The sequence below is a fragment of the Phycisphaerae bacterium genome, assembly GCA_019636475.1.
Taxonomy (GTDB): domain Bacteria; phylum Planctomycetota; class Phycisphaerae; order UBA1845; family UTPLA1; genus JADJRI01.
Genome location: JAHBXN010000006.1, coordinates 115,769 through 136,059, shown reverse-complemented (window position 1 = coordinate 136,059; position 20,291 = coordinate 115,769). Strand labels below are relative to the sequence as shown.

The 20,291-nt window shown below is 60.6% G+C and carries 16 protein-coding genes; 8 read left to right on the top strand and 8 right to left on the bottom strand.

Annotation, left to right across the window (positions count from 1 at the left end; all coding sequences use genetic code 11):
- Window positions 1-90 precede the first annotated feature (90 nt).
- A complete protein-coding gene (locus tag KF841_11265; GenBank protein MBX3395933.1) occupies window positions 91-1,278 on the top strand; it encodes a M20/M25/M40 family metallo-hydrolase in 1,188 nt (395 codons plus the stop codon).
- A gap of 47 nt (window positions 1,279-1,325) precedes the next feature.
- Here the strand turns inward: KF841_11265 and KF841_11260 are convergent, their stop codons facing one another.
- Window positions 1,326-2,210, bottom strand: a complete 885-nt coding sequence (locus tag KF841_11260) for a hypothetical protein (protein ID MBX3395932.1) — start codon at window positions 2,208-2,210, stop codon at window positions 1,326-1,328.
- A gap of 439 nt (window positions 2,211-2,649) precedes the next feature.
- Between KF841_11260 and rpmI the strand changes: the two genes are divergently transcribed.
- The 3 genes from rpmI (at window position 2,650) to KF841_11245 (ending at window position 4,063) form a co-directional block, all read left to right on the top strand.
- Window positions 2,650-2,847, top strand: a complete 198-nt coding sequence (gene rpmI / locus KF841_11255; protein MBX3395931.1) for a 50S ribosomal protein L35 — start codon at window positions 2,650-2,652, stop codon at window positions 2,845-2,847.
- Between the two features lie 79 nt (window positions 2,848-2,926).
- The gene (gene rplT / locus KF841_11250; GenBank protein ID MBX3395930.1) at window positions 2,927-3,295 is read left to right on the top strand and encodes a 50S ribosomal protein L20; all 369 of its coding nucleotides are present in this window, start codon (window positions 2,927-2,929) and stop codon (window positions 3,293-3,295) included.
- 75 nt (window positions 3,296-3,370) lie between these two features.
- On the top strand, window positions 3,371-4,063 hold the full coding sequence (locus KF841_11245; protein ID MBX3395929.1) for an HAD family phosphatase: 693 nt from the start codon (window positions 3,371-3,373) through the stop codon (window positions 4,061-4,063).
- 268 nt (window positions 4,064-4,331) lie between these two features.
- On the opposite strand, the gene KF841_11240 is transcribed toward KF841_11245, so the two are convergent.
- Window positions 4,332-5,756, bottom strand: coding sequence for an MBL fold metallo-hydrolase (locus tag KF841_11240; protein MBX3395928.1), 1,425 nt, complete (start codon window positions 5,754-5,756; stop codon window positions 4,332-4,334).
- A 302-nt stretch (window positions 5,757-6,058) separates the two neighbouring features.
- Here KF841_11240 and KF841_11235 point away from each other — a divergent pair, with 302 nt between their 5' ends.
- Together KF841_11235 and KF841_11230 are read left to right on the top strand one after the other, a co-directional pair.
- Window positions 6,059-7,312, top strand: a complete 1,254-nt coding sequence (locus KF841_11235; protein MBX3395927.1) for a hypothetical protein — start codon at window positions 6,059-6,061, stop codon at window positions 7,310-7,312.
- 5 nt (window positions 7,313-7,317) lie between these two features.
- Window positions 7,318-7,707: a CoA-binding protein gene (locus KF841_11230; GenBank protein MBX3395926.1), complete on the top strand. Its 390-nt coding sequence runs from the start codon at window positions 7,318-7,320 to the stop codon at window positions 7,705-7,707.
- A 26-nt stretch (window positions 7,708-7,733) separates the two neighbouring features.
- Here KF841_11230 and KF841_11225 read toward each other — a convergent pair whose 3' ends face one another.
- Window positions 7,734-8,327: a sulfotransferase family protein gene (locus KF841_11225; GenBank protein MBX3395925.1), complete on the bottom strand. Its 594-nt coding sequence runs from the start codon at window positions 8,325-8,327 to the stop codon at window positions 7,734-7,736.
- Window positions 8,328-8,639: 312 nt separating this feature from the next.
- On the opposite strand from KF841_11225, the gene KF841_11220 reads away from it, so the two are divergent.
- Window positions 8,640-10,700 carry a S46 family peptidase gene (locus KF841_11220; protein ID MBX3395924.1) on the top strand — a complete coding sequence of 687 codons (2,061 nt, stop codon included), beginning with the start codon at window positions 8,640-8,642 and terminating at the stop codon, window positions 10,698-10,700.
- Between the two features lie 234 nt (window positions 10,701-10,934).
- Here KF841_11220 and KF841_11215 read toward each other — a convergent pair whose 3' ends face one another.
- On the bottom strand, window positions 10,935-12,731 hold the full coding sequence (locus KF841_11215; protein ID MBX3395923.1) for a hypothetical protein: 1,797 nt from the start codon (window positions 12,729-12,731) through the stop codon (window positions 10,935-10,937).
- A 257-nt stretch (window positions 12,732-12,988) separates the two neighbouring features.
- On the opposite strand from KF841_11215, the gene KF841_11210 reads away from it, so the two are divergent.
- Window positions 12,989-13,171 (top strand): hypothetical protein, encoded by a 183-nt coding sequence (locus KF841_11210; protein ID MBX3395922.1) that lies wholly within the window; start codon window positions 12,989-12,991, stop codon window positions 13,169-13,171.
- A 24-nt stretch (window positions 13,172-13,195) separates the two neighbouring features.
- Here the strand turns inward: KF841_11210 and KF841_11205 are convergent, their stop codons facing one another.
- The 4 genes from KF841_11205 to KF841_11190 all read right to left on the bottom strand — a co-directional run bounded on the left by KF841_11205 (window position 13,196) and on the right by KF841_11190 (window position 20,192).
- A complete protein-coding gene (locus tag KF841_11205; protein MBX3395921.1) occupies window positions 13,196-14,896 on the bottom strand; it encodes a M3 family oligoendopeptidase in 1,701 nt (566 codons plus the stop codon).
- Window positions 14,897-15,284: 388 nt separating this feature from the next.
- Window positions 15,285-15,938 (bottom strand): hypothetical protein, encoded by a 654-nt coding sequence (locus KF841_11200; GenBank protein ID MBX3395920.1) that lies wholly within the window; start codon window positions 15,936-15,938, stop codon window positions 15,285-15,287.
- A gap of 39 nt (window positions 15,939-15,977) precedes the next feature.
- Entirely contained in the window at window positions 15,978-16,973 is a 996-nt protein-coding gene (locus KF841_11195) for a KpsF/GutQ family sugar-phosphate isomerase (protein ID MBX3395919.1), read from the bottom strand.
- A gap of 78 nt (window positions 16,974-17,051) precedes the next feature.
- On the bottom strand, window positions 17,052-20,192 hold the full coding sequence (locus KF841_11190) for a polysaccharide biosynthesis tyrosine autokinase (protein MBX3395918.1): 3,141 nt from the start codon (window positions 20,190-20,192) through the stop codon (window positions 17,052-17,054).
- Window positions 20,193-20,291: the final 99 nt, after the last annotated feature.

Here is a 20,291-nt window from a genome sequence, read left to right as displayed (position 1 = left end):
GGCTGAACCGTCGGACCGATTACAGAAATTCGCCCCGCTCGGACCCGGGCGGATGCTCCCGATCAACTCCCGGGGCACAGGAGACGGCCCATGCCAACCGATCCGCTCAAACTGCTCAGGTCTGTCGTCGATCTGCCGACCGCGCCATTCGTCGAAACCCATGTCATCCGATTCATCAAGGAGTTCGTCTCAAAAAGATCGGCGCTAAAGCTCAAGCCTGACCGGTTCGGCAACCTGCTCGTAACCTACACGCCGCCGGATCAAAAAAAATCCCGGCTGGCCGGCAGACCGGTCCTCTTCGCCGCACACATGGACCACCCCGGATTCGTCGCCACAAAAATGCTCAACGACAAGCACGTACACGCCCAATGGCGCGGCTGGGTACAGTCCGCCTACTTCAAAGGCCGGAAGATTCAATTCCACTCCGCCGACCGATGGATCCCCGCCGTCATTGAAGAGGTCCAGCTTCACACGCCAACCCGGGCCGAAGCCAGACAGGCCGCCGCCAGCGCCAGGTCGTTCGGCGCGGACGGCCCGCCGGACGGCATCATCGCCCGCGTCAAATCGCCCGTCGAACCGCACAGCCCGGGCATGTGGGCACTCAATGATGCCGTGATCCGCGGCACGCGCCTCCATGCCCGAGCCTGCGATGACCTCGCGGGGCTCGCCGCAATCCTGGCCATGCTGGATGAAATCTGTCGCCGCCGAGCGAAAGTCGCGACCCGCGCATTCTTCACTCGCGCCGAAGAAGTCGGATTCGCTGGCGCTCTCGCCGCTGTTGCCGACAAATCCGTCCCAATGAACACCGTCGTCGTCGCCGTCGAAAACAGCAAGGCGATTACAGGCGTCGATATCGGCGGAGGCCCCGTCCTGCGCGTCGGCGACAAGGCCACCGTCTTCACCCCCGCGGCGACAGCCTATTGTCACGTCGTCGCCGATCAGCTCAAACAGAAAGACAAAACATTCCGCTACCAGCGAAAACTCATGGACGGTGGCACATGCGAATCAACCGCCTACTGCCACCACGGTTACGACGCCACGGGAATCTGCCTCCCCCTCGCCAACTACCACAACATGGATTCGGCCGCCGAGAAGATCGCCCCGGAATCAATCGATGTGCGTGATTATCTCAATCTTGTGAAGTGGTTTATTGCCCTCTCACAGGCCCCCGGAAAAGTCCGCTTCGACGGACAACACCCGGGACTTGGTGACAGACTCGATGCACTCCTCAAACAGCATAGGCATCGACTGCTCGAAACAGCAAAATCCGTCATGTAAGCGGTCAGGGCGGCTCTGAAGTCCGCGCGACGAGCCGGCCCGATACATCACTGACCGGCACTCCCCTTGTCGGCCGCCCCGGTCGTCGACCCGGCGGTCGCGGGCATCTCTTCCGGTCCGATGCCCCATTCTTTCCGCAGTTCCTCGATGCGACCCGGATCACACTTCTTGAACACGAAGGGAACCCCCGTCATGCCGTGCTGAACCATTGTCCCGTCCGCGTCAAGAATGTAATACGCCATTTCATTCAGGCCCCGGGCATCTCCAACGCCCACGCGCAGCCGGCCATCATCCTTGCGCGTCACCGTATACATTCGCCACTGGAACTTCTTCAGCTCCGTATCAAAATCCCGCAAGGCGAAACGCTGCCCGGCTTCCAGCTTCAACAGCCGAAACAAGTGGCCCGTCGGATGAATGAACCGATCCGCCGGCCGCGCCACCACGATCTCCTTGGGCTGCTTCTCCTCAACGACCTGAAGTGTCGCCTGCTTGGCATCCACGATCAGCGACTCGCGAATCGGCGGGCTGGCCCCGATCGCCACGCGATGGGTGGTCTCCCAGACAATGCTGATCGGCTCAAAATATCGGTCCAGCCTCCCGGAGGTGCGAAGCTCCGTCCTCGCGCCACTCGGGCCCCGAATCATGCTGAAGTCTGAATAGTGGTAGGCAGGTCCCGATTCCGACTTCTCTCCCTCGACGCGCGAAACGGCAAAGCCCACCGTCGCGTCGTCGATCTTCAACTCAAAGCACGCCTCGAATCGAACGGAAGGATCGATCTCCGGCAACGACGCGATGCGCTGCCGGCCCTCCGCCCGCGGGCCGGACAAACGGCCACGGGCGACCAAATCCCCAAAACAAACCGCCGCAAACAGTCCAACCGTCGCCGTAATTGAAAATAGATCAATCAGGCGACGCTTCGATAAACTCGACATGTCAAACGCTCCCAGTTTCTAGCGATGAGGTGGATTCAAGGTCCAATCCGCCCTCGCCCGACAACGCCCCTGCCGCACAAACCGCGCATGCGACGACCGACCAACCGAATGCTCGAGTTCCCTCCCCGTTAATCCCTATTCTACGACTCACAAACCGTCCCGGTCGTCCGAAAAATCGACGCCGGCCCCGCCTATTCCCCCGCCGACCAAATCGCAGCCCCGCACGAGCCACCCCGACAGACACAATAAGCTTATCATTCACAGATTGTTACAGGCATCACTGGGCCCACATGGATTCGAGTCGCCTTCCCAGGCTGCCCGGACCGCGGATCGGCATGGCCGAAAAGCCCCATGAAGTCGCGCGCCTTGCAGAATCACAGCCCGGCCGTTACACTGCGGGGCTCGTTTGAAATCAAACCAATCCGAGGATGTATCGGCCATGCCGAAAATGAAAACGCATAAGGGACTCGTCAAGCGAATCAAGGTGTCCGCACGAGGCAAGGTGCGCTACAACAAGAGTGGCGCGGGCCACCTCATGAGCGGAAAGAGCTCTTCGCGCCGGCGCGGCATGCGTAAACACGTCGAATTGCTCGATGCCCCGCTTGCCAAGCGAATCCGCCGGATGATGGGTAAATAACACCGATCGCTCGCCACTGGCGAACCGCGATCTGCGCCGATTTCGCTCGGCCCATGTTGAACTCGCTGGAGATTGACTCATGCCACGCACCAAAACACACGTCGCCCACCACAAAAAGGTGAAGCGAATACTCAAGGCGGCCAAAGGCTATTACGGCGCGCGAAGCAAACTGCTGAGCGTGGCCCGCGATACCGTGCTCCGCGCCGGCGTCTATTCCTACCGCGATCGACGCGCGCGAAAGGGCGATTTCCGCCGGCTCTGGATTACACGGCTCACGGCGGCCTGCCGCGCAAGAAACATCTCCTACAGCCGATTCATCAACGGCCTGAAGCTTGCCACTGTCGATCTGAATCGCAAGATGCTCAGCGAAATCGCCATCGCCGACCCGACGGCATTCGACGCAATCGTCGAAATCGCCAGGAAACACGCCGCATCCAAGGCGGCCTGATCGCTCTTGCCCCAATCAACCCCAGGCGCCGAACGTTCGCGTACGGCGCTTTTTTCTTGCGCCCAGTCAGCAATCATGCCCCGCAATCAACACGAATCGACGCCCATCCTCGCCGGTTTCGGCGTCATCTTCGACATGGATGGCGTCCTGGTCGATAGCTATCGACCACATTTCGAGAGCTGGAGGGGCCTCGCTCTCGAGCTGGGATACGATCTCAATGAATCCCAATTCGCCGCAACCTTCGGCCGCACAAGCCGCGAGATCATCCAACAACTCTTCCATACCCACGATGACGCCGCGATTCGGCAAATGGACGACCGCAAAGAGTCGCTCTACCGCGATATCATCCGAGAAAACGTGCCTGAGATGCCCGGTGCTCGCGATCTGATCGCCTCAATTCACGCCGCCGGCGCAAGCATCGCCATCGGCTCATCCGGTCCACCGGAGAACGTCGAACTCATCCGCGACGCACTGAGACTCAATGACCGACTGGCCGCTTGCATCACAGGCGCCGATGTCAGCCGTGGGAAACCCGATCCGCAGGTTTTCACCTTGGCGGCCGAGCGGATGATGCTGCCACCCGATCGCTGCATCGTGATTGAGGACGCACCGGCCGGAATCGAAGCAGCCCGCCGGGCCGGCATCCGGTGCGTCGCACTAACCAGCTCCCACCCTCGCGATCGATTGTCCGCAGCCAACACCATCATCGGAGCCTTATCGGAACTCAATCCGCTGCGCATCAAGGCGATACTCGATAATGGGAAATAGTGGTGTTCATTACCCATCCGAATTAACTGACCATGTGCGCGGCGAACCAGATTCCAATTCTTGAGGACATAAATGGTTGCATTACATATATTTGCGTCTACGTCGCCGAATTCGCACGATACTAGAGATTTGCTGGAATGGGGATTGCGGTGATATATTGCGCAGCGGGAAGTCTGTGATCATCACATAGTCTGCCCGCTGAGCTGCGCGTGCGCAGGGGCGGGTTGTTGCCAATGAGCCCGAGCCGGCCCGCTCCTGGCGCCCGCCGCTAGCGGCCGTCGGCATCCAGCACGAATGAATCTGCCGGCATTGGCATTTGAACGTCGGGCATCCCGGCGTCCCGCATCGCCGCGGCAAGCGGCTTCATCTGATCCGGTTCGCCATGCACGAGGAATGCCCCGCGACACGAATTCGCAATGGGGCGGTAGAGTCGCCCCAGCTCTTCCGAGTCGGCATGGGCGCTGAAACCATTGAGAGCCGCAACCTGTGCCTTTAGCTTGTAGGTCTGGTTGAAAATTCGAACCTCCGGCTGTTTCTCCACAATGCGCCTTCCGAGCGTGTGAGCCGCCTGGAAACCGACGATCAGCACGGTATTCCTGGGATTCTGAACATTGTTCTTCAGGTGGTGCAGGATGCGCCCCGCCTCACACATCCCGCTGGCTGAAATAATGATGCACGGTCGTCGACGACGATTGATCGCCTTGCTCTGCTCGGAATCTCTGACATAGGTGCAGCAATCGCCGCCCAGTATGTCGCCCGCCTGCGCCTGAAACGCCAATGCCTCTTGGTCAAACAGGTCCGGATGCAGCCGGAACACTTCGGTCGCGTTCACCGCCAGCGGGCTGTCAATATAAATCGGCATGTCCGGAATCCGCCGCTCCGCGACCAGTTGATGCAGGAAATAGACGATCACCTGTGTTCGCCCGACGCTGAACGCCGGGATCACAACCTTGCCGCCGCGACGAAACGTATCATTCACAACATCCGCAAGCTGCTCGCGCAGATCGCTCGTCGGCGGATGCCGCCGGCCGCCGTACGTGCTTTCGCAGATCAGATAATCGGACTCCGGAAAGGGTGATGGATCCTTCAAGAGGGGCGTATCAAATCGGCCCAGGTCGCCGGAAAAAAGCAGCGAGGTCGCCCCCTGCGCCCCGCCTCCACCGCCATGCTGATAGTCCAGGCGAATCATCGCGGCGCCCAGCATGTGGCCGGCCATTAGAAACTCGGCGCGGAGCCTTCGCGTAATCCAGAAGGGATGCCTCGGTGAAACGGCGTGAAACAAGCGGAGTGCCGCGATGGCGTCATCGTCATCATAGAACGGCTCGATCGGCGATTCCCCTTTGCGCTCGCGCTTCTTGTTCAGATAGAATGCGTCTTCAGCCTGAATATGGGCCGAGTCGCGAAGGATCAACGCACAGAGGTCTCGGGTGGCCGGCGTTGCATAGATGCGCCCCCGAAACCCGTTCTTCACGAGCATTGGAATTCGCCCGCAGTGGTCGACATGGGCATGTGACAGCACCAGGGCATGCAGATTCTTCGGATCGAACGGAAACTCGCGATTCTTCCGGCTCGATTCCTCGCGCCGCCCCTGAAATAATCCGCAATCCAACGCGACCAGAATGCCATCCGCCTCGAGCAGGTGCATGGAGCCGGTGACTTCCTGGGCCGCCCCGTGAAATGTGAGCTTGAGCATACACGCCTCTTAACCGCCGGATTTAAGCTTATCGCCCCCACTGTAGCCTTCCCGGCACGCCGTCGCGACCTTCGGCAACGCTGCTGTTCGTATAATTTCGTCAGGGCAGGTGGCGGATATATCGCGCGACAGGCCCAACTAACGCCGATATGGACGAAAGGGGGCCCCGCTTGACCGCCCGGCGGTCTGCTCCGATAACTTCGTTCGCAACCGAGGGCCCCCAAACCCGTACAAGTGATCGGCAGGGGTTGGCCCTGCCTGGTGTCCCTCGCAATGGAATGGGTGTGTCAGCGGTGTTTCAAATGATCCCCAACAGTTCAAGCAGACAGCATGTCCCACATCGCAACTCCGCGCTGCAAGTGGCCGTTTTGACCGCGACGATTGCGATTTCAGTCGTCACGGCCGCCGCACAACAGCCCGCGAAGATCGCTCCACCGCCGGCCAAGCCCGCGGCAAGTCAGCCTGCGCAACCGACAGGCGCTCCGCCGACGGCTCGCACCCATCCGAACGATCCCATGCTCTGGGATGCCGAACAGATGATGGATGAGGCGGTGTTGCAGATTTCGAAGCGGTACAACCTCACGCCGCAGCAGGAAGAATACACGCGGCTGTACCTGAAGATGCGCGTCCGCGAGTTCCTCGATCAATATGAAACGGATGTTCGCGAACTGCTTCAGGAATCCATCGACATGCGGCTGGGCCGCAAGGGCGGCGATCCGAACGTCATGGTGCAATGGGCCGTGCGCGCTGCGCCCGTCTATGAGGCCGCAAAGAAAGCCATCCTGGACGGAAACAACGAGTGGGGCCAGATTCTCGACGAGGAGCAGAAGAAGATCCACACCACCGATCTTCGCCTCATGGAGACGAATTTCACCAACGTCACCCGGCAATTGAAAGATTGGCAGGAAGGCAAGGGGCAACCCATATTTGATGCCCAGACCGGTCGCGCGGGCGGCGGCGTTTCCAACAATCCGCCGCAGATCATGCGAAAGCCGGAGATCGAGGATCAGTGGGTCGCCTATGTCGAGAAGTTCATCAGCGCCTACAAACTCGACGACGCCAAGAAAATCGCCGCTCGCGAGAAGATCCACAAGGACCAGCTTGAAAAAGCCAAGCAGTATCGCGAGGCCAACAAGGACAAGTTCCGCCAGGTCGAGGACGAGAAAAAGGCTGTCACCAGCGAGATGTCACCGGAAGAGCGCGCAAAGCGAATCCTCGACGCGGATCGCAAGAAGAATGACCTCGAAATGCCTGTGCGCCGGCTCTTCATCGAAATGTGCCGGCGTCTCGAATCACTGCCCTCCAGCAAGCAGCGCTCGGAAGTCAGCGAGACGGATCGCAAGGCCCTGGAAGACCTGCACCGGCGACTGGCCGGCGACCCGGTAAAGAACATTCCTGATAGCCAATCCGGTGGTCCGTCGAAGGTCGCGCCCGACAGCGAGAAGAAGCAGGACGCGGAAGTCGCGCCAACGCCTGAGACACAGACACCCGCACCCGCCACACAGCCCACTGAAAACCCCGGGACCACAGAAAAGGCGGAGCCCACGAAAGACTGATCGGAATGAATGACCGCAGAAAATCGGTGGTGATCGTCGGCGCATCGGCCGACCGCTCGAAATACAGCAACAAATCCATCCGCGCCCACCTTCGACAGGGTTGGCAGGTTTACCCCGTCAATCCCAGGGGCGGCACGATTGAAGGCCTGACGGTTTATACCAGCGTGAAGGATATCCCCGGGCCGATCGATCGCATCTCGCTCTACCTGCCGCCGGCCGTCGGTGTCACGGCGATGGCGGACATCGCCGCGGCAAAGCCCACGGAATTTTTCGTGAACCCTGGCGCAGAGAGCGAAGAACTGGTGGAGAAGGCGCAGGCGCTGGGGCTCGACCCCATTCTCGCATGCAGCATCATCGATGTCGGCGCATCGCCCGGGCAATTTCCGGACGACTAGCCCCCCAGCCCCCCGTCGCGTCGCGCTCAGTCTTTGCGCTGGCGATAGAGGTTCTTGTCGACGACCGCTGCCATCGCTTCGACATTCAGCGTGCCGCCAAGGTGTCGATTGATCCGCGGCACGCACGACTGATCGCCCTTCATGATCGCGTTGTAATCCACTTCGATCAGGTCCACGTCGCTTCGCGAGCCCATCCGCTTCAAGACCGCGTCGACGTGTGTCATCAGCAGGCCGCCGATTTCCTCGTCGCTCGGCCCCCCTTCCTTGAATGTGCCGCGGCGAATCATCATCTGCTTCTGTGAAGCAAGGATCTCGTGAATATGTCGCCGCATGAAGATCACCTTGTACTCGGAGCCGTCTTCGGGCAGATCAAGCAGTAGCTGCGAGATCATCTTCACAACCTTGCCACGCGCTTCCGGCAGCCAGGCCTTGTCGTCCTTGATCTTCTTCACGCGCTCAAATTCGTAGTAGCCCTTCGGGTTGTCGGCGTCAGCGGTCCGAACACCATCCGACAACACCGGCACCCCGCCGGCCTCCAGCATTGACATCATCATGGATGTGCCGCTCCGCGGCAGACCGGAAACAATCGTAACGAAATCGGCCTTGAACATACGGATCATTGCTCCACAGGGTCGAATATCAACACACCATTCTACGCGATACCCGGCACGCTTGCGCTGAAGTCGCCGGATCGCCCGGTGCCGACGCCGAGATTCAGCCCCCGGTCCATCGCATCGCTTCCGGCCCCCGCGTCCGGTATGATGAAAGCTTGGCGACGGCGGCCCGTTAATCAGGAGTCGCATGCGCGGCCACCGCTCGACAACGGCGACCGATCAAACCGACCAGGATCCACCTTCAACGGAGCAGATGACATGCCGAAAACCCATCGTGCGCATTCGAACCTGATTCATCGTAACCGATCGGCCCTCGTGATGATCGCGACGCTCGGGGTCGCACTCACCGCCGCGGCCACCCTCGCCGACGAAGGAATGTGGCTGCCGAACAAGCTGCCAACGGCCCAGTTAAAGGAGAGATACGGCTTCGAGCCGACCTCCGAATGGGTCGATCACATCATGCGGGCGTCGGTCAGATTCAGTGACGGCGGATCGGCCTCATTCGTTTCGCCCGACGGACTTGTCATGACCAACCACCATGTCGGCTCGGAGGCCGTGCAGAATCTCAGCACCAAGGACCGCGATTACATGCGTGACGGCTTCTACGCCCGAACGCGCGCGGATGAAGTCAAGTGTCCGGGCCTCGACCTGAATGTCCTTATCCGGATCGAGGAAGTGACCGACCGCGTGAACGAAGCGCTCACCCCCGACATGAGCGCGGCAGACGCCGCGGCCGCCCGCAAGATCGCCATGTCGAAAATTGAGAGCGAAGCCGAGAAGACCGGCCTCACGCCTGAGATAGTCACGCTGTTCCAGGGGGCTCGCTACGATCTTTACCTCTACAAGCGATACACCGACGTGCGGCTCGTCATGGCGCCGGAACTGGGCGCGGCCTACTTCGGCGGCGATGTCGACAACTTTGAATTCCCGCGGTACTGCCTGGATGCCTGCTTCTTTCGCGCTTACGAAAACGACAAGCCCGCCAAAATCGAGCACTACCTCAAGTGGAGCGCTGCGGGCCCCAAAGAAGGCGAGCTGCTCGTCGTTTCAGGCCACCCGGGCCGAACGCAGCGATTGAACACGATGGACCATCTGCGATTCCTTCGCGACGTGTGGATGCCGCTCATCCTTCAGGCATACAACGAGCGCGAGGTCGCACTGATCCAGTTCGCCGCCCGAAGCGACGAACACAATCGAATCGCCATGGAGGATCTGCTCTATATCCAGAACGGGCGCAAAGCCTTCAGCGGCATTCTTGCCGGCCTGCTCGATGAATCACTGATGGCCCGCAAGCAGACGGAAGAGACCGCCCTCCGGGACTTTGTCGAGGCCGACAAGGCCCGCAAGGCGACCTACGGAGAGGCTTGGCAATCGCTGACCTCGGCCATACAGAACGTCAAGCCTTATTTCGCCGCCTACTTCCTCCTGGAAAATCGCCGGACCAAGCTGTGCCGATTGCATGACATCGCCGCCAAGCTGGTGCGGGCGGCCGACGAACGCCGCAAGCCCGACGGCGAACGACTTTCCGAGTACCGCGATGCCAACCTCACCTCGCTCGAATTAGACCTCTTCTCCACCGCGCCCATTCACGACGAGTTGGAACAGCTTCGTCTCGAAGACGGCCTCATCCGCCTCGGACGAATTCTCGGCGGCCAGCATCCGGCCGTCATGGCGGCGTTCGGCGGCCGCGACGCTCAATCGCGTGCGGCGTCACTCCTGGCCGGCACGAAGTTGCGCGATGTGGCCTTCCGCAAGAAACTCTATGAGGGCGGCTCCGTCGCGATTGAGGAATGCGATGACCCGATGATCCGATTCGCCCGCGAGATGGATCAGCACGCCCGGCCGCTGCGAGAGAAATACGACCGGGAATTCGAGGCCGTGGAGAAATCCGCCTACGCGAAAATCGCGAAAGCGCGTTTTGAAATGCTCGGCGAGCGCGTCTACCCCGACGCCACGTTCACGCTTCGCTTCGCATTCGGCGCCATGAAGGGCTACGATGAACTAGGAAAACGAATCGCGCCGATGACCACGTTCGAAGGCGCCTTCGAGACCGCCGATCGCCACCTGCAGAAAGCGCCCTACACGCTGCCCCAGAGCTGGATCGCAACGAAGGACCGGCTTGATCTCGCCACGCCCTTCGACTTCGTGACAACCCATGACATTATCGGCGGCAATTCTGGAAGCCCGATGATCAATACACGCGGCGAAGTCGTCGGACTTATCTTTGACGGGAACATTCACAGCCTCGTATGGGACTTCCAGTTCGACGAAGAACGCGGCCGCGCCCTGGCTGTTCACTCGCAAGCCATCATCGAAGCACTGAGAAACGTGTACAACGCGGGGGCCCTGGCCGACGAACTGCAGGGTAAAAAAGGCTGATGCGAGTCTGCCCCGCGTTCGACGGGCTTGCGCGATAAAATCGCCCGACCGGCACGGTCCGCGGCGTCCGCGTTCATGGACCGAGTAGTGCGGCAATCGGCCGCGCCAGACTCAGGACGGCGAGCCTGCTGACCGACAAAAGTAGTGGTCGTCATCACCAGTTGCACGCACAGCGATGTGAGGGGACCTTCCAAGCCGCGACTCGGCCGGGCAAATGCTCGGCCGATGTCGTTTTTACCCGAACGCACCCGTTGAATTCATCAGCCGCTCAAGAACAACCAGCGTGCGAAAATTCTCGAACTCATGCCGGCTCATCCGAGGCAGCCGCCGCCGAACAGCGTCCGCATTCATGATGCCTCCGAGTCCTGACTGCTTCGACAGTTGCTCATGGATCGATGCAGCCACGTCCGTCGGTGGTACATACGGCCTGCGCCGCCCCTTCAGCACGAAACGAACGGCCTCGCGCAACGGCAGCGGCAGCCCGAACGCGAAGCTCTTCAATTTCATCTTGCGTGAACGAAGCGGGCTCGATAGCGGCAGTCCATAATTCGCCTCCGGCAACTCAACCCACCGCGGCGAGAGCGCCCGCAGAAATTCGATATACAACGCATCGTCTGATTTCACCTCGTCCGGAATGCGCATCGATCGTTCGAAAATCCTGAACAGATAATGCGGCGAGCTTTCCCAGAGAAAGAAACGAGCCCGCTCTTCGCCGCCGTAAACCCAGTTCTGTCCGCGCTCGAATCCGCGATAGTGAATCGCCTTCTGCATCACCTGCTTCTCGGGATACGACGCCAGCAAATCCCGCAACTCGCCTTCAAGCGTGCCGCGAGAAAGGCCCATCATCTCCTCCGAGACCGCCGCCGGCGTCGCCGCCGGATTAAATCCCAGAAACGCCCGGGCCACGTCGTCGAGCGAGCGGACCCTTGAGCCCAATCGCAGGTCAGGAAATATGTAGTCGCCCCCGTCGCCGGTGATGTACATCGCCGATCGGCCGAATTCGCCGACGATCATTTCCAGATAAGGCAGCATCCTCGCATTCGCGACGGGATTGATCCCATCCGTCGCGCGAACAAGAAAATCGACCTGCGCCTGCGACGGCGCTGGAATCTTGAGCAGCCGCCAGTCAAAACCGATCGCGTGCGCAAGTCCCTCGGCGCACTTTGCATCCGCGCTGGCGTCGCGATGCACGTCGATATATGTCGTGGCCGTGTAAGGCAGCTTAAGGTCCGACAAGATCGCCGCGACAATCCGCGAGTCCTTTCCGCCCGACAAACTGATCACATTCCGCGAAACGCCAGCACATTGTCCCCAGGGACCGCACCGCTCCCGCCACAAATCCACCAGCTCGCGTGCATAATCCGTCGACGACCGGCCCGGCGGATCTTTATCGTCCAGATTGGTCATATAGAGCGAAGTGCTTCTCGCCCTGACCCGCGTGCCGTCGTTATGACACACAAACAGCGCGCCGGTCGGCCCGCTTCTGACACCCTCATACAGCGTTCGTCGGCCCAACAGGTGATTGAACGTCAGAATCTCCGCCCAGCCGACACGGTCAAACGCCGGATCCGCCTTCAGCCGCTGAACAAACTTGCACTCCCTCGCAAGCAAAAAGGCCCCATCGGCCGAGTGATGAAACAGCGCCAGCCTTGCAAGCGGATCGCCGAATACCGCCGCCGTCCGTCCCGAAGAGTCGAACATTGCAACGACGTACTCGCCCTCGCTGTCCCGAATCCAGCGTGACAACATCCCGTCCGCGCCATCCGGTTCCGCAAGCACGCGATCCGCCAGTGCGAGAAGTTCCTGCTCGGCCTGCGCTTCCGTCTTGTTATAAATTCGGCCCTCAAAATAGACTGATGCGCCGGCGCCGCCGCCAAACACCCGAATCGGATACGCTGCATAGCCGGCGTATCCCGCGAACAGATGCGGCCCGTTGACGAGCGTCGTCGAACCAAAGTCAGGCCCATGCACCATCGAGCCCAGGGCCGAGGAAAACCGCCCGGCGGCATCCGGACCGGCCTTCGTTGTCATCCACAGCGCCAAGCCCGGCATGATTTCCCTCGCTCCCCGCAAACCGCGGCCCGCCATCCGCACCGGCCGGCGAGACAAGCCCGCGCAGTCTACCCGGTGGCACCCGCGCATCGCAATGCAAGCGGCCCCGTGGCGGTTCTTATCTGACCTTCAATCGCCTCCGAACGATCTCAATTCCAACGCCGATCCGTCCGATGTCGGAGGGGGGAGCGGTATCGGAAGCACACACCGAATCGCCCGCCGGATTGGAAACTGTCATGGATGGAACCGCACATTCCAGCGAAATCGTGATGCTGCTCTGCCCGAATCTCAAGTGCCGGAAAGTGCTGCGTGTTCCGACGAACTGCCGCGGCAAAGTCGTGCGCTGCCAGTTCTGCCAGCTCACGTTCGAAGTGCCGCTGCCCAGATCCAAGGACGAGAAGCCCGACGACCGCGTATGACGCCGCTCGACAACCTCCTCCGGATCAGGCAATTCGCCGCATCATCTCATCGGTCACCGGCCGGATCGCCCCCGCACTGAAATCCAGCCGGACCCCCGCCGCCTCAAACAGATTCGGCAGCGGCCGCGTCCCACCGAGCGACAGGCCGGCGCGATACTTCGCGACCGCCGCTTGATAGTCTCGCTGCGAATTCAGCCACACGCCAAGCGCTCCGAGTTGGGCAATGCCATACTCCACATAATAGAACGGCACCGTGAATGGATGCTGCTTGCGATGCCAGTCATACCCGCGAGCATCCTCAATTCCTTCGTAGTCCACCCAATCGCCGAAGCTAGAAACAAGTGCCGTCCACGCGGCACGGCGATCATCCCGGGTGTGTGACGGATGCGTATAAACCCAGTGTTGAAGCTGGTCGATCGTCGCCATATACGGAAAAAAACGCACAATCCCGTCGAGATGGTCCGATTCCGCCCGCGCCCGGTCGGCGTCCTGATAGAACGCGCCCATGTGCGGAAGCGCAAGAAGCTCCATCGACATCGACGCCACCTCCGCGAATTCAATCGGCGCCTCGCGAAGCTCATACAACGACTCGCCGGCCGCCGCGAACGAGTGAAACGCGTGCCCGCCTTCGTGCAGAAGCGTCTCAACGTCGCGCTGCGTGCCCACTGCATTCATGAAAATGAACGGCACGCGCCGGCCATGATAAGTATTCATATAGCCGCCTGGCGCTTTACCCTTGCGGCTGTCCAGGTCCAGCAGCCCCGCGTTCCGCATGAAGCGAAACTGTTCGCCAAACACCGGATTCACCCGGTCGAAAATGGCCTCGCAGCCGGAATTCAGCCTGGCCACTGAATCAAACGGTGCCAGCGGCGGCCGACTCAGCGGATCAACCTGCATGTCCCATGGTCGCAGCCGATCCACGCCGAGCTGACGCTTCCGCGTCTCCGCAAGATGTCTCGCCGCGGGCACGACGATCTCCGCAATCACATCGGCAAATGCGACGCAGTCCGCGGGCGTGTAATCAAACCGCTGCTTCTCCTTGAAGGCATAATCGCGGTAGTTCGCAAATCCCGCGTTCACGGCCATGCGATGCCGCGTCTTCACCATCTCATCGTAGATGCACTCGACATCCTCGCGAATCTCCCGCCATTTCGCGTTGATTTTCTCCCACGCCGTACGGCGGGCTTCCCGGTCGGGCTTCTCCAGTTCACGGCCGATTTGCTGCATCGTTAGCTCTTCGCCGTTCTGCTGTACCGTCATTCCACCGACCAGCTTCTGGTACCGCTGGCTGAGCTTCTCATCCTCGGTATGCAGCGGGATGTTCTCCTCACGAAAAATCGCGACCCGCGCCTCCGTCTGTCGCCATAGAATGCCATACCGATCCCGCGGAAGCGCCATGCGATGTTCCGAAGCCAGCAGCTTCTCATCCAGCCGGTGCTCCCACTGCCGGCTGAGCGGCTCAATCTCCTCGATGAAGTCCAGATAGCGCTTCTCGACCGCCGTGTCATCTGTGTGGCATGTCATGTTAACATAACGAACCGACCCCTCCTCGCTGAGCCAGCTGTCCAACTCTGACCGATCAAGCAACCATGCCTCCAGCGACGAAGGCGATCCGATCGAGCGAGCCTGCAATTCCCTGTAATAAGACTCAACAACCGCCGGCGAACCCAGATCGGCGTCGGCCGCGATGAATCGCCGGCCCGAACTGCTTCCATGTTCTGACATCAGCGCACCCCTTTCAGTGGAAGTGATTATTCACCCGAACGGCAAATCGGCAATGGTGGAATCGGCGAAGCGACGTGAAGAACCCAAAGGGTCGCCGTGTAAAAAGGCGTGCGGCGCCCCATGGATATTGGCGCGGTCAAGGGGCGCCGCAGCGAGTGGAAGACATTCTATGAACGACGCACCCGCCTTCCTGGTTCGCTAAGGCCTGCATTCCGCGCACGAAGCAGCGCTTCGGAACGGGCCGAATCGGCGGCAACTCGAATTTCGAATCTGAAAAAGCGGTGCGGGAGGGCCATGCGAGACGCCCTCATTGCTACTTTGGATAATGATATTTCAGACAGCGCATCGAGTCAATAGAATCCGCGCAATTATTGCATGAAGCAGCGCCTCACACCTCGAACAGCATCCCCTGCAGCGTGCTCAAGATGGACTTCACCGCCGCGCCGGACCCGGCAGACCCGGCGCCGCCGACCTCGCCAGGCCGCCCGACGCCCTTCCGACGCGGTCGCCCGAGTGGCTTGCGCGCCGACTTTCGAACGGAGCCGCGCGCCGCTTCGACGAATCCATTAAGATCCTGAAAATCCCACTCGGAGCGATTCACCAGCCGGCCCGCCGTATCGCGGATCACGCAGCCATAGTGGTCCACCAGCACGCGCGTCGCGAACCGATCACACCGAGCCTCCTTCTGCCGAATGTTCCGGCCGGCGCGCTTGACCAGCCGATGGTAGAACTCGTGCAGAAAGATGAACAAGGCCAGCTCTTCCGGCGAACGAATCTCCAGCGCATACAATTCCCGCCACCAGTGCGTTCGATTCGACTGCGGACGGGCAACATTGATTCGCAGCTTGTAAGGATAGGAAACATGCCGACCCAGATTGATGAAGATGCGGTCGGACTCGTAATAGCACGCGCCGGAAAAATCGCTGCCGCGGCTGTAACGCACGAAAACCTGGGCGCCATCATGCGGCCATCCCGCAATGGCGTCCCGAAACATCCGCTCCAATCGAAGCGAATTCAGCCTGGTTGAATTTCGAAGTAACATTCCCGTCCAATGATGTGTCGTGACATGTTTTCCCGCCGACTAACCGACGCCGGCTCGAACGATGTCCTGCAAACGTACAATTCCCATCGGAATGTTACCATCTTCTGATGCAACCAAAACAGTGATTTCGCTTTCACGCATTAATCGCAGACACTCGACCGCAAGAATCTGCGGATGAACGGTCGAGCATTTCACCTGCGGCTCCGCGGGATCGCGCCGACTCTGCCGCCATGCCTCGATCGCGGACAGCCGACCCGGCGTCTCAACGCGCGTCAACAGTCGACGCAGATCGCCATCAGTAAAAACCCCAAGCAGCGAGCCGTCATCCCGCACAATGCACGCCATGCCAAGATGGCGAGACGTCATTACCAGCAATAGATCATTGAACGATGCCGACTCACACACCGTCGGTAGCTCGCCGCCTCCATGCATCAGATCGCTCGCCCGCAGGAGCAGCCGGCGGCCAAGACTGCCGTCCGGGTGATAACGGGCAAAATCCTCCGCCGCGAATCCGCGCGCGTCCAGCAGCGCCATCGCCAGCGCGTCACACAACGCCAGCATCATCTGCGTACTCGTCGTCGGCGCCAGCCCCAGCGGTCCGGCCTCGGCCATCGCCGGAATCGCCAGCACCTCGTCCGCCAACTCCGCCAGCGGCGATCGACCGACCTCGCAGATTCCGATCACATGGCCGCCGATCCGCCGAAAATGGCTGACGAACTTGACCAACTCCTCCGTGTGCCCACTCTTCGAAAGCGCAAGCAGCACCGAACCGACGCCCACTGCGCCGAGATCGCCGTGAACCCCCTCGACCGGATGCATGAAAATCGCCGGCGTCCCGGTGCTCGCAAGCGTCGCGGCGGCTTTTCGCGCGATCAATCCACTCTTGCCGATACCCGATACGATCATCTGATCGGAAGACGCCAGCACCAGCTTCACCGCGCGATCAAAAGATTCCTCCATCTGATCTGCGAGCGCACCCAAGGCCGCCGCCTGTTCGCGAATGAAACGACGTGCCAGATCGAGGGATGAACTCAAAGCGGGCTCCGGATGCAAGGCCTGTCGCGTCTGCCCCAGGGCGGACCCGGCAATTTCGAATGCTGAAAAAGAATTCGTCTACCGACGTGGACCCTGGTCGGACGGATCGTCAAAATCGTCATCCAGGTCGAACTTATCATCAATCCGGAACTCATCGCTGTCCAGATCGGTCAAGTCGTCACCCAGGTCGATCTCGTCTTCAAGCAGATCGAACGGCGATGCGGACGGATCAGACATCGACGTCGACGGCCGCGCATGCTCCTCGTCCGCAGGCGCTTCCATCTCACCGGCAGGCTCGACTGCCGAATCAGACGATGCGAGATCGATCGCGGATTCGTCGTTCAGACGCGCGAGGATGTCGTCGTCCGACACATCCGAAAACTCGTCCAGATCGCCGACCGTCGTCGGGGCATCGGCTTCCGAACCTCCGGCGACATCGGGCGTCGCCGGAGCCGCGATCGTCGGTGGCATTTCCGGCCGCTGAAACGATTCCTCAACTCGACGCAACTCGTCCTCGGAAAGTCGAAACTCATCGACGCCTTCGACGTCAGACATGTCCGGAATGAGACCGGAGCCGGCAGCGGGCGGCTCGCCGACATCTCGGAACGCGCCAGCGATGGCGTCTTCGATTGACGCATCGGTCTCCTCGATCGTCGCCGCCATCGGCGGTTCCACGGGCCCGGCCTCGACAGCGTCGAGTGCTTCGTCCTCGACTTCGACCAGTGCGTCTTCGCCGATCTCATCGACGACCGTTTCTTCGTTCGAAACCACGGCCGCGCTGGCAGCCCGTGACAGGGCGTCGATGTTCTCCGCCGCTGTTTCGGCGGCAACATCCGGAACCCCTCCGCGCGAATCGGCCTCAAATCGATCGGACGGAAGGAAAGTCACTCCGCCTGCCGAATCTCGATCCGCTGCGCCACCCGAGCCCTTGGGCCCCGGGCCGTGCGAGTCGAGCCGCGACACAGCGCCGGCAGCGGCCGCCGCCGCAACATCCAATTGCGGACGCGGAACGTTGGCCTCCTCGTCAGTCTCGTGGTACTCGTAGAATTCGCGATACTGCTTGCGGAAGTAGCCGCCGGCACGTGACTGAACCTTGTTCAACACCGCGCCGAAGATTCGTGCGTTGATGGCTTCCAGGTTCACTTGCGTTCGTTGCAGCGCGCCACGTGACGTATTCCGATATTCGCAGACAAGCAGCACGCCGTCGACGGCGCCCGCGAGAACCATCGCATCACTGACCAGCAGCACCGGCGGACCATCGAAAATAACCTGGTCATATCGCGACCGGGCATCAACCACCACGTCGCGCAGGTAGCTGCTGCCGAGCAGTTCCGCCGGATTCGGAGGCAGCGGACCGGCACTCAGAATATCGAGACCCGGCACATTCGTGCTCGTGGCATAATCCTTCAGATCGCCCTGGCCGATCAGGATGTTGCTCAGCCCTTCCGCGCGCACATTCGGGAACACCCGCGGCAAGGCCGCCCGTCGAAAATTCGAATCCACGAGCAGAACCCGCCGGCCACTCAGCGCGATCGAAATCGCCAGATTGCAGGCAACCGCCGTCTTGCCGTTGCCGCCGCTCGGGCTGGTCACAAGTATGACGCCCTGCTGCTCGGCCGGCGCGCTGAAGAACAGGTTGGCGCGCAGATTCCTGAACGCTTCCGCCACCACCGAATGCGGCGCATCGAGCGAAGCGGTTTCGACGCGATCGATCTCGACTTCGTCATCATCGGTCGTCGGAATGGTTCCGAGCACCGCGAGATGGGCACGGGTGACATCACGGGGCGTTCGAACCGACTTGTCCGCCAACTCGAGCAGCAGCGCGAGACCCACGCTGACCATCAAGCCGAGAAAGGTCCCGGCGGGAATCCACACCGCCAGCTTCGGACTGCTCATGCGCATCGGCTCCGTCGCGTTGTAAGCGACCTCGATCTGCACCGTGCGCGCCTGACGAATGATCATTTCCAGTTGGTTCTTGCGATCCAGCAGACTCTCGTAATTGATCTTGATGACTTCCCGATCATCGAGAAGCGCGTTGTATTGTGTGAGTTTCGCCTCGCGGTCCTGCTGCTCGCTCTTTGCCTTGAACAGCCGGTCCTTCAGCCCAAGCAACTGGGCGTTGGCTTCAATGTAGTTTCGTTGGGCCAGCTCCTGCTGACGCGACTGAAACTGGATGATCTTGGCCGACCGGTCCCGGCTGAAATTCTGATAAGCCGCATCGCGCGACATCGTCGCATCTTTCACGACGCGATGGTTGGGGCCGAAGCGCCGCATCGCCTGCTCCAATTGCTGCTGCGCGCCTTGAAACTGCATCTGCAATTGAAACAAAGTCGGATCACTGTCCAGGTAGGCCTGAAGCTCTCCAGTGATCGGAAGATCCTCGGGACGATAGGTCTGTAGCGATTCCCACTGCGCCTTGCGGCCTTCCATTTCCACTTCAAGCTCGGTGACCATCGCGTTCAGCGTCAGGAGTGTCTCCTGTGATTCCGCCTGGGCCGACTCGGAATAGTTCGCGGTGGTCCGAAATGTCGCGATCTCATCGTTCTTCGACTTCAAGGCCCGCTGCGCGCGATCCAGTTCCTGAGACAACTGATCCTTGGCATCGCTGACCATCTCGCGCTGTCGGCGATTCACGATCGAAACATATTGATTAACCACCACGTTGACGATGGTTGCGACTTCGGTCTTTTCCCGCCAGGAGGCCGACACGCTCAGATAGTTCGTATCAGGAAGCGGCCCGACATTGAGAATATCGCCCAGCAGGTCCTGGAGCTTCTCGCCCTTCTCCTTCGCGACGACTTCGGCCTCGGCAAACCATTTCAGACGCTTCATGTCCGGCGCCTGAATCGCCGCGGTCAGCACGTCCGGACTGCGAATCAAGAATGTCTGGTTTTGAAGCTCGCGTTCGATGTCTGCCTTGGAAGCCGTCGCCTCGCGTCGAAGAGGATCTTTCGGGTCGGGTGGAGTGAGCGATTCCACGCGAATCAGGGCGTTCGCCTCAAACTTCGGATACTTCGCCTGAACATAAAGGGTGCCGGCAACCGTTCCACCGATCAGCAGAAACCACAACAGCAGAATCATCACGAGACGCTGACGAATCGCGCGCATGAAGTCGGCCGCGGTAAGGCTCGCCGCCGCCTGTTGCTGCGAAGGGCGCTGGAACGGCCCCGGCAGGTATGTGCTTCCAAATGCGGGCGTTGCCGCCGTCAGCGTTGTCATGACCTCAACCTCGTGGCCGCAGCAGCCGGCTTGATCCCCGTCCCCCGGGGCCCATGCGATCGCAAGCAACCGAACTGCAACCCGACTCCGGGGACGCGG

Coding starts and splice junctions, on each gene's coding strand:
- KF841_11265 (MBX3395933.1), top strand. CDS start 91: ATGCCAACCGATCCGCTCAAACTGCTCAGGTCTGTCGTCGATCTGCCG.
- KF841_11260 (MBX3395932.1), bottom strand. CDS start 2,210: ATGTCGAGTTTATCGAAGCGTCGCCTGATTGATCTATTTTCAATTACG.
- rpmI (MBX3395931.1), top strand. CDS start 2,650: ATGCCGAAAATGAAAACGCATAAGGGACTCGTCAAGCGAATCAAGGTG.
- rplT (MBX3395930.1), top strand. CDS start 2,927: ATGCCACGCACCAAAACACACGTCGCCCACCACAAAAAGGTGAAGCGA.
- KF841_11245 (MBX3395929.1), top strand. CDS start 3,371: ATGCCCCGCAATCAACACGAATCGACGCCCATCCTCGCCGGTTTCGGC.
- KF841_11240 (MBX3395928.1), bottom strand. CDS start 5,756: ATGCTCAAGCTCACATTTCACGGGGCGGCCCAGGAAGTCACCGGCTCC.
- KF841_11235 (MBX3395927.1), top strand. CDS start 6,059: ATGATCCCCAACAGTTCAAGCAGACAGCATGTCCCACATCGCAACTCC.
- KF841_11230 (MBX3395926.1), top strand. CDS start 7,318: ATGAATGACCGCAGAAAATCGGTGGTGATCGTCGGCGCATCGGCCGAC.
- KF841_11225 (MBX3395925.1), bottom strand. CDS start 8,327: ATGATCCGTATGTTCAAGGCCGATTTCGTTACGATTGTTTCCGGTCTG.
- KF841_11220 (MBX3395924.1), top strand. CDS start 8,640: ATGATCGCGACGCTCGGGGTCGCACTCACCGCCGCGGCCACCCTCGCC.
- KF841_11215 (MBX3395923.1), bottom strand. CDS start 12,731: ATGACAACGAAGGCCGGTCCGGATGCCGCCGGGCGGTTTTCCTCGGCC.
- KF841_11210 (MBX3395922.1), top strand. CDS start 12,989: ATGGATGGAACCGCACATTCCAGCGAAATCGTGATGCTGCTCTGCCCG.
- KF841_11205 (MBX3395921.1), bottom strand. CDS start 14,896: ATGTCAGAACATGGAAGCAGTTCGGGCCGGCGATTCATCGCGGCCGAC.
- KF841_11200 (MBX3395920.1), bottom strand. CDS start 15,938: ATGTTACTTCGAAATTCAACCAGGCTGAATTCGCTTCGATTGGAGCGG.
- KF841_11190 (MBX3395918.1), bottom strand. CDS start 20,192: ATGACAACGCTGACGGCGGCAACGCCCGCATTTGGAAGCACATACCTG.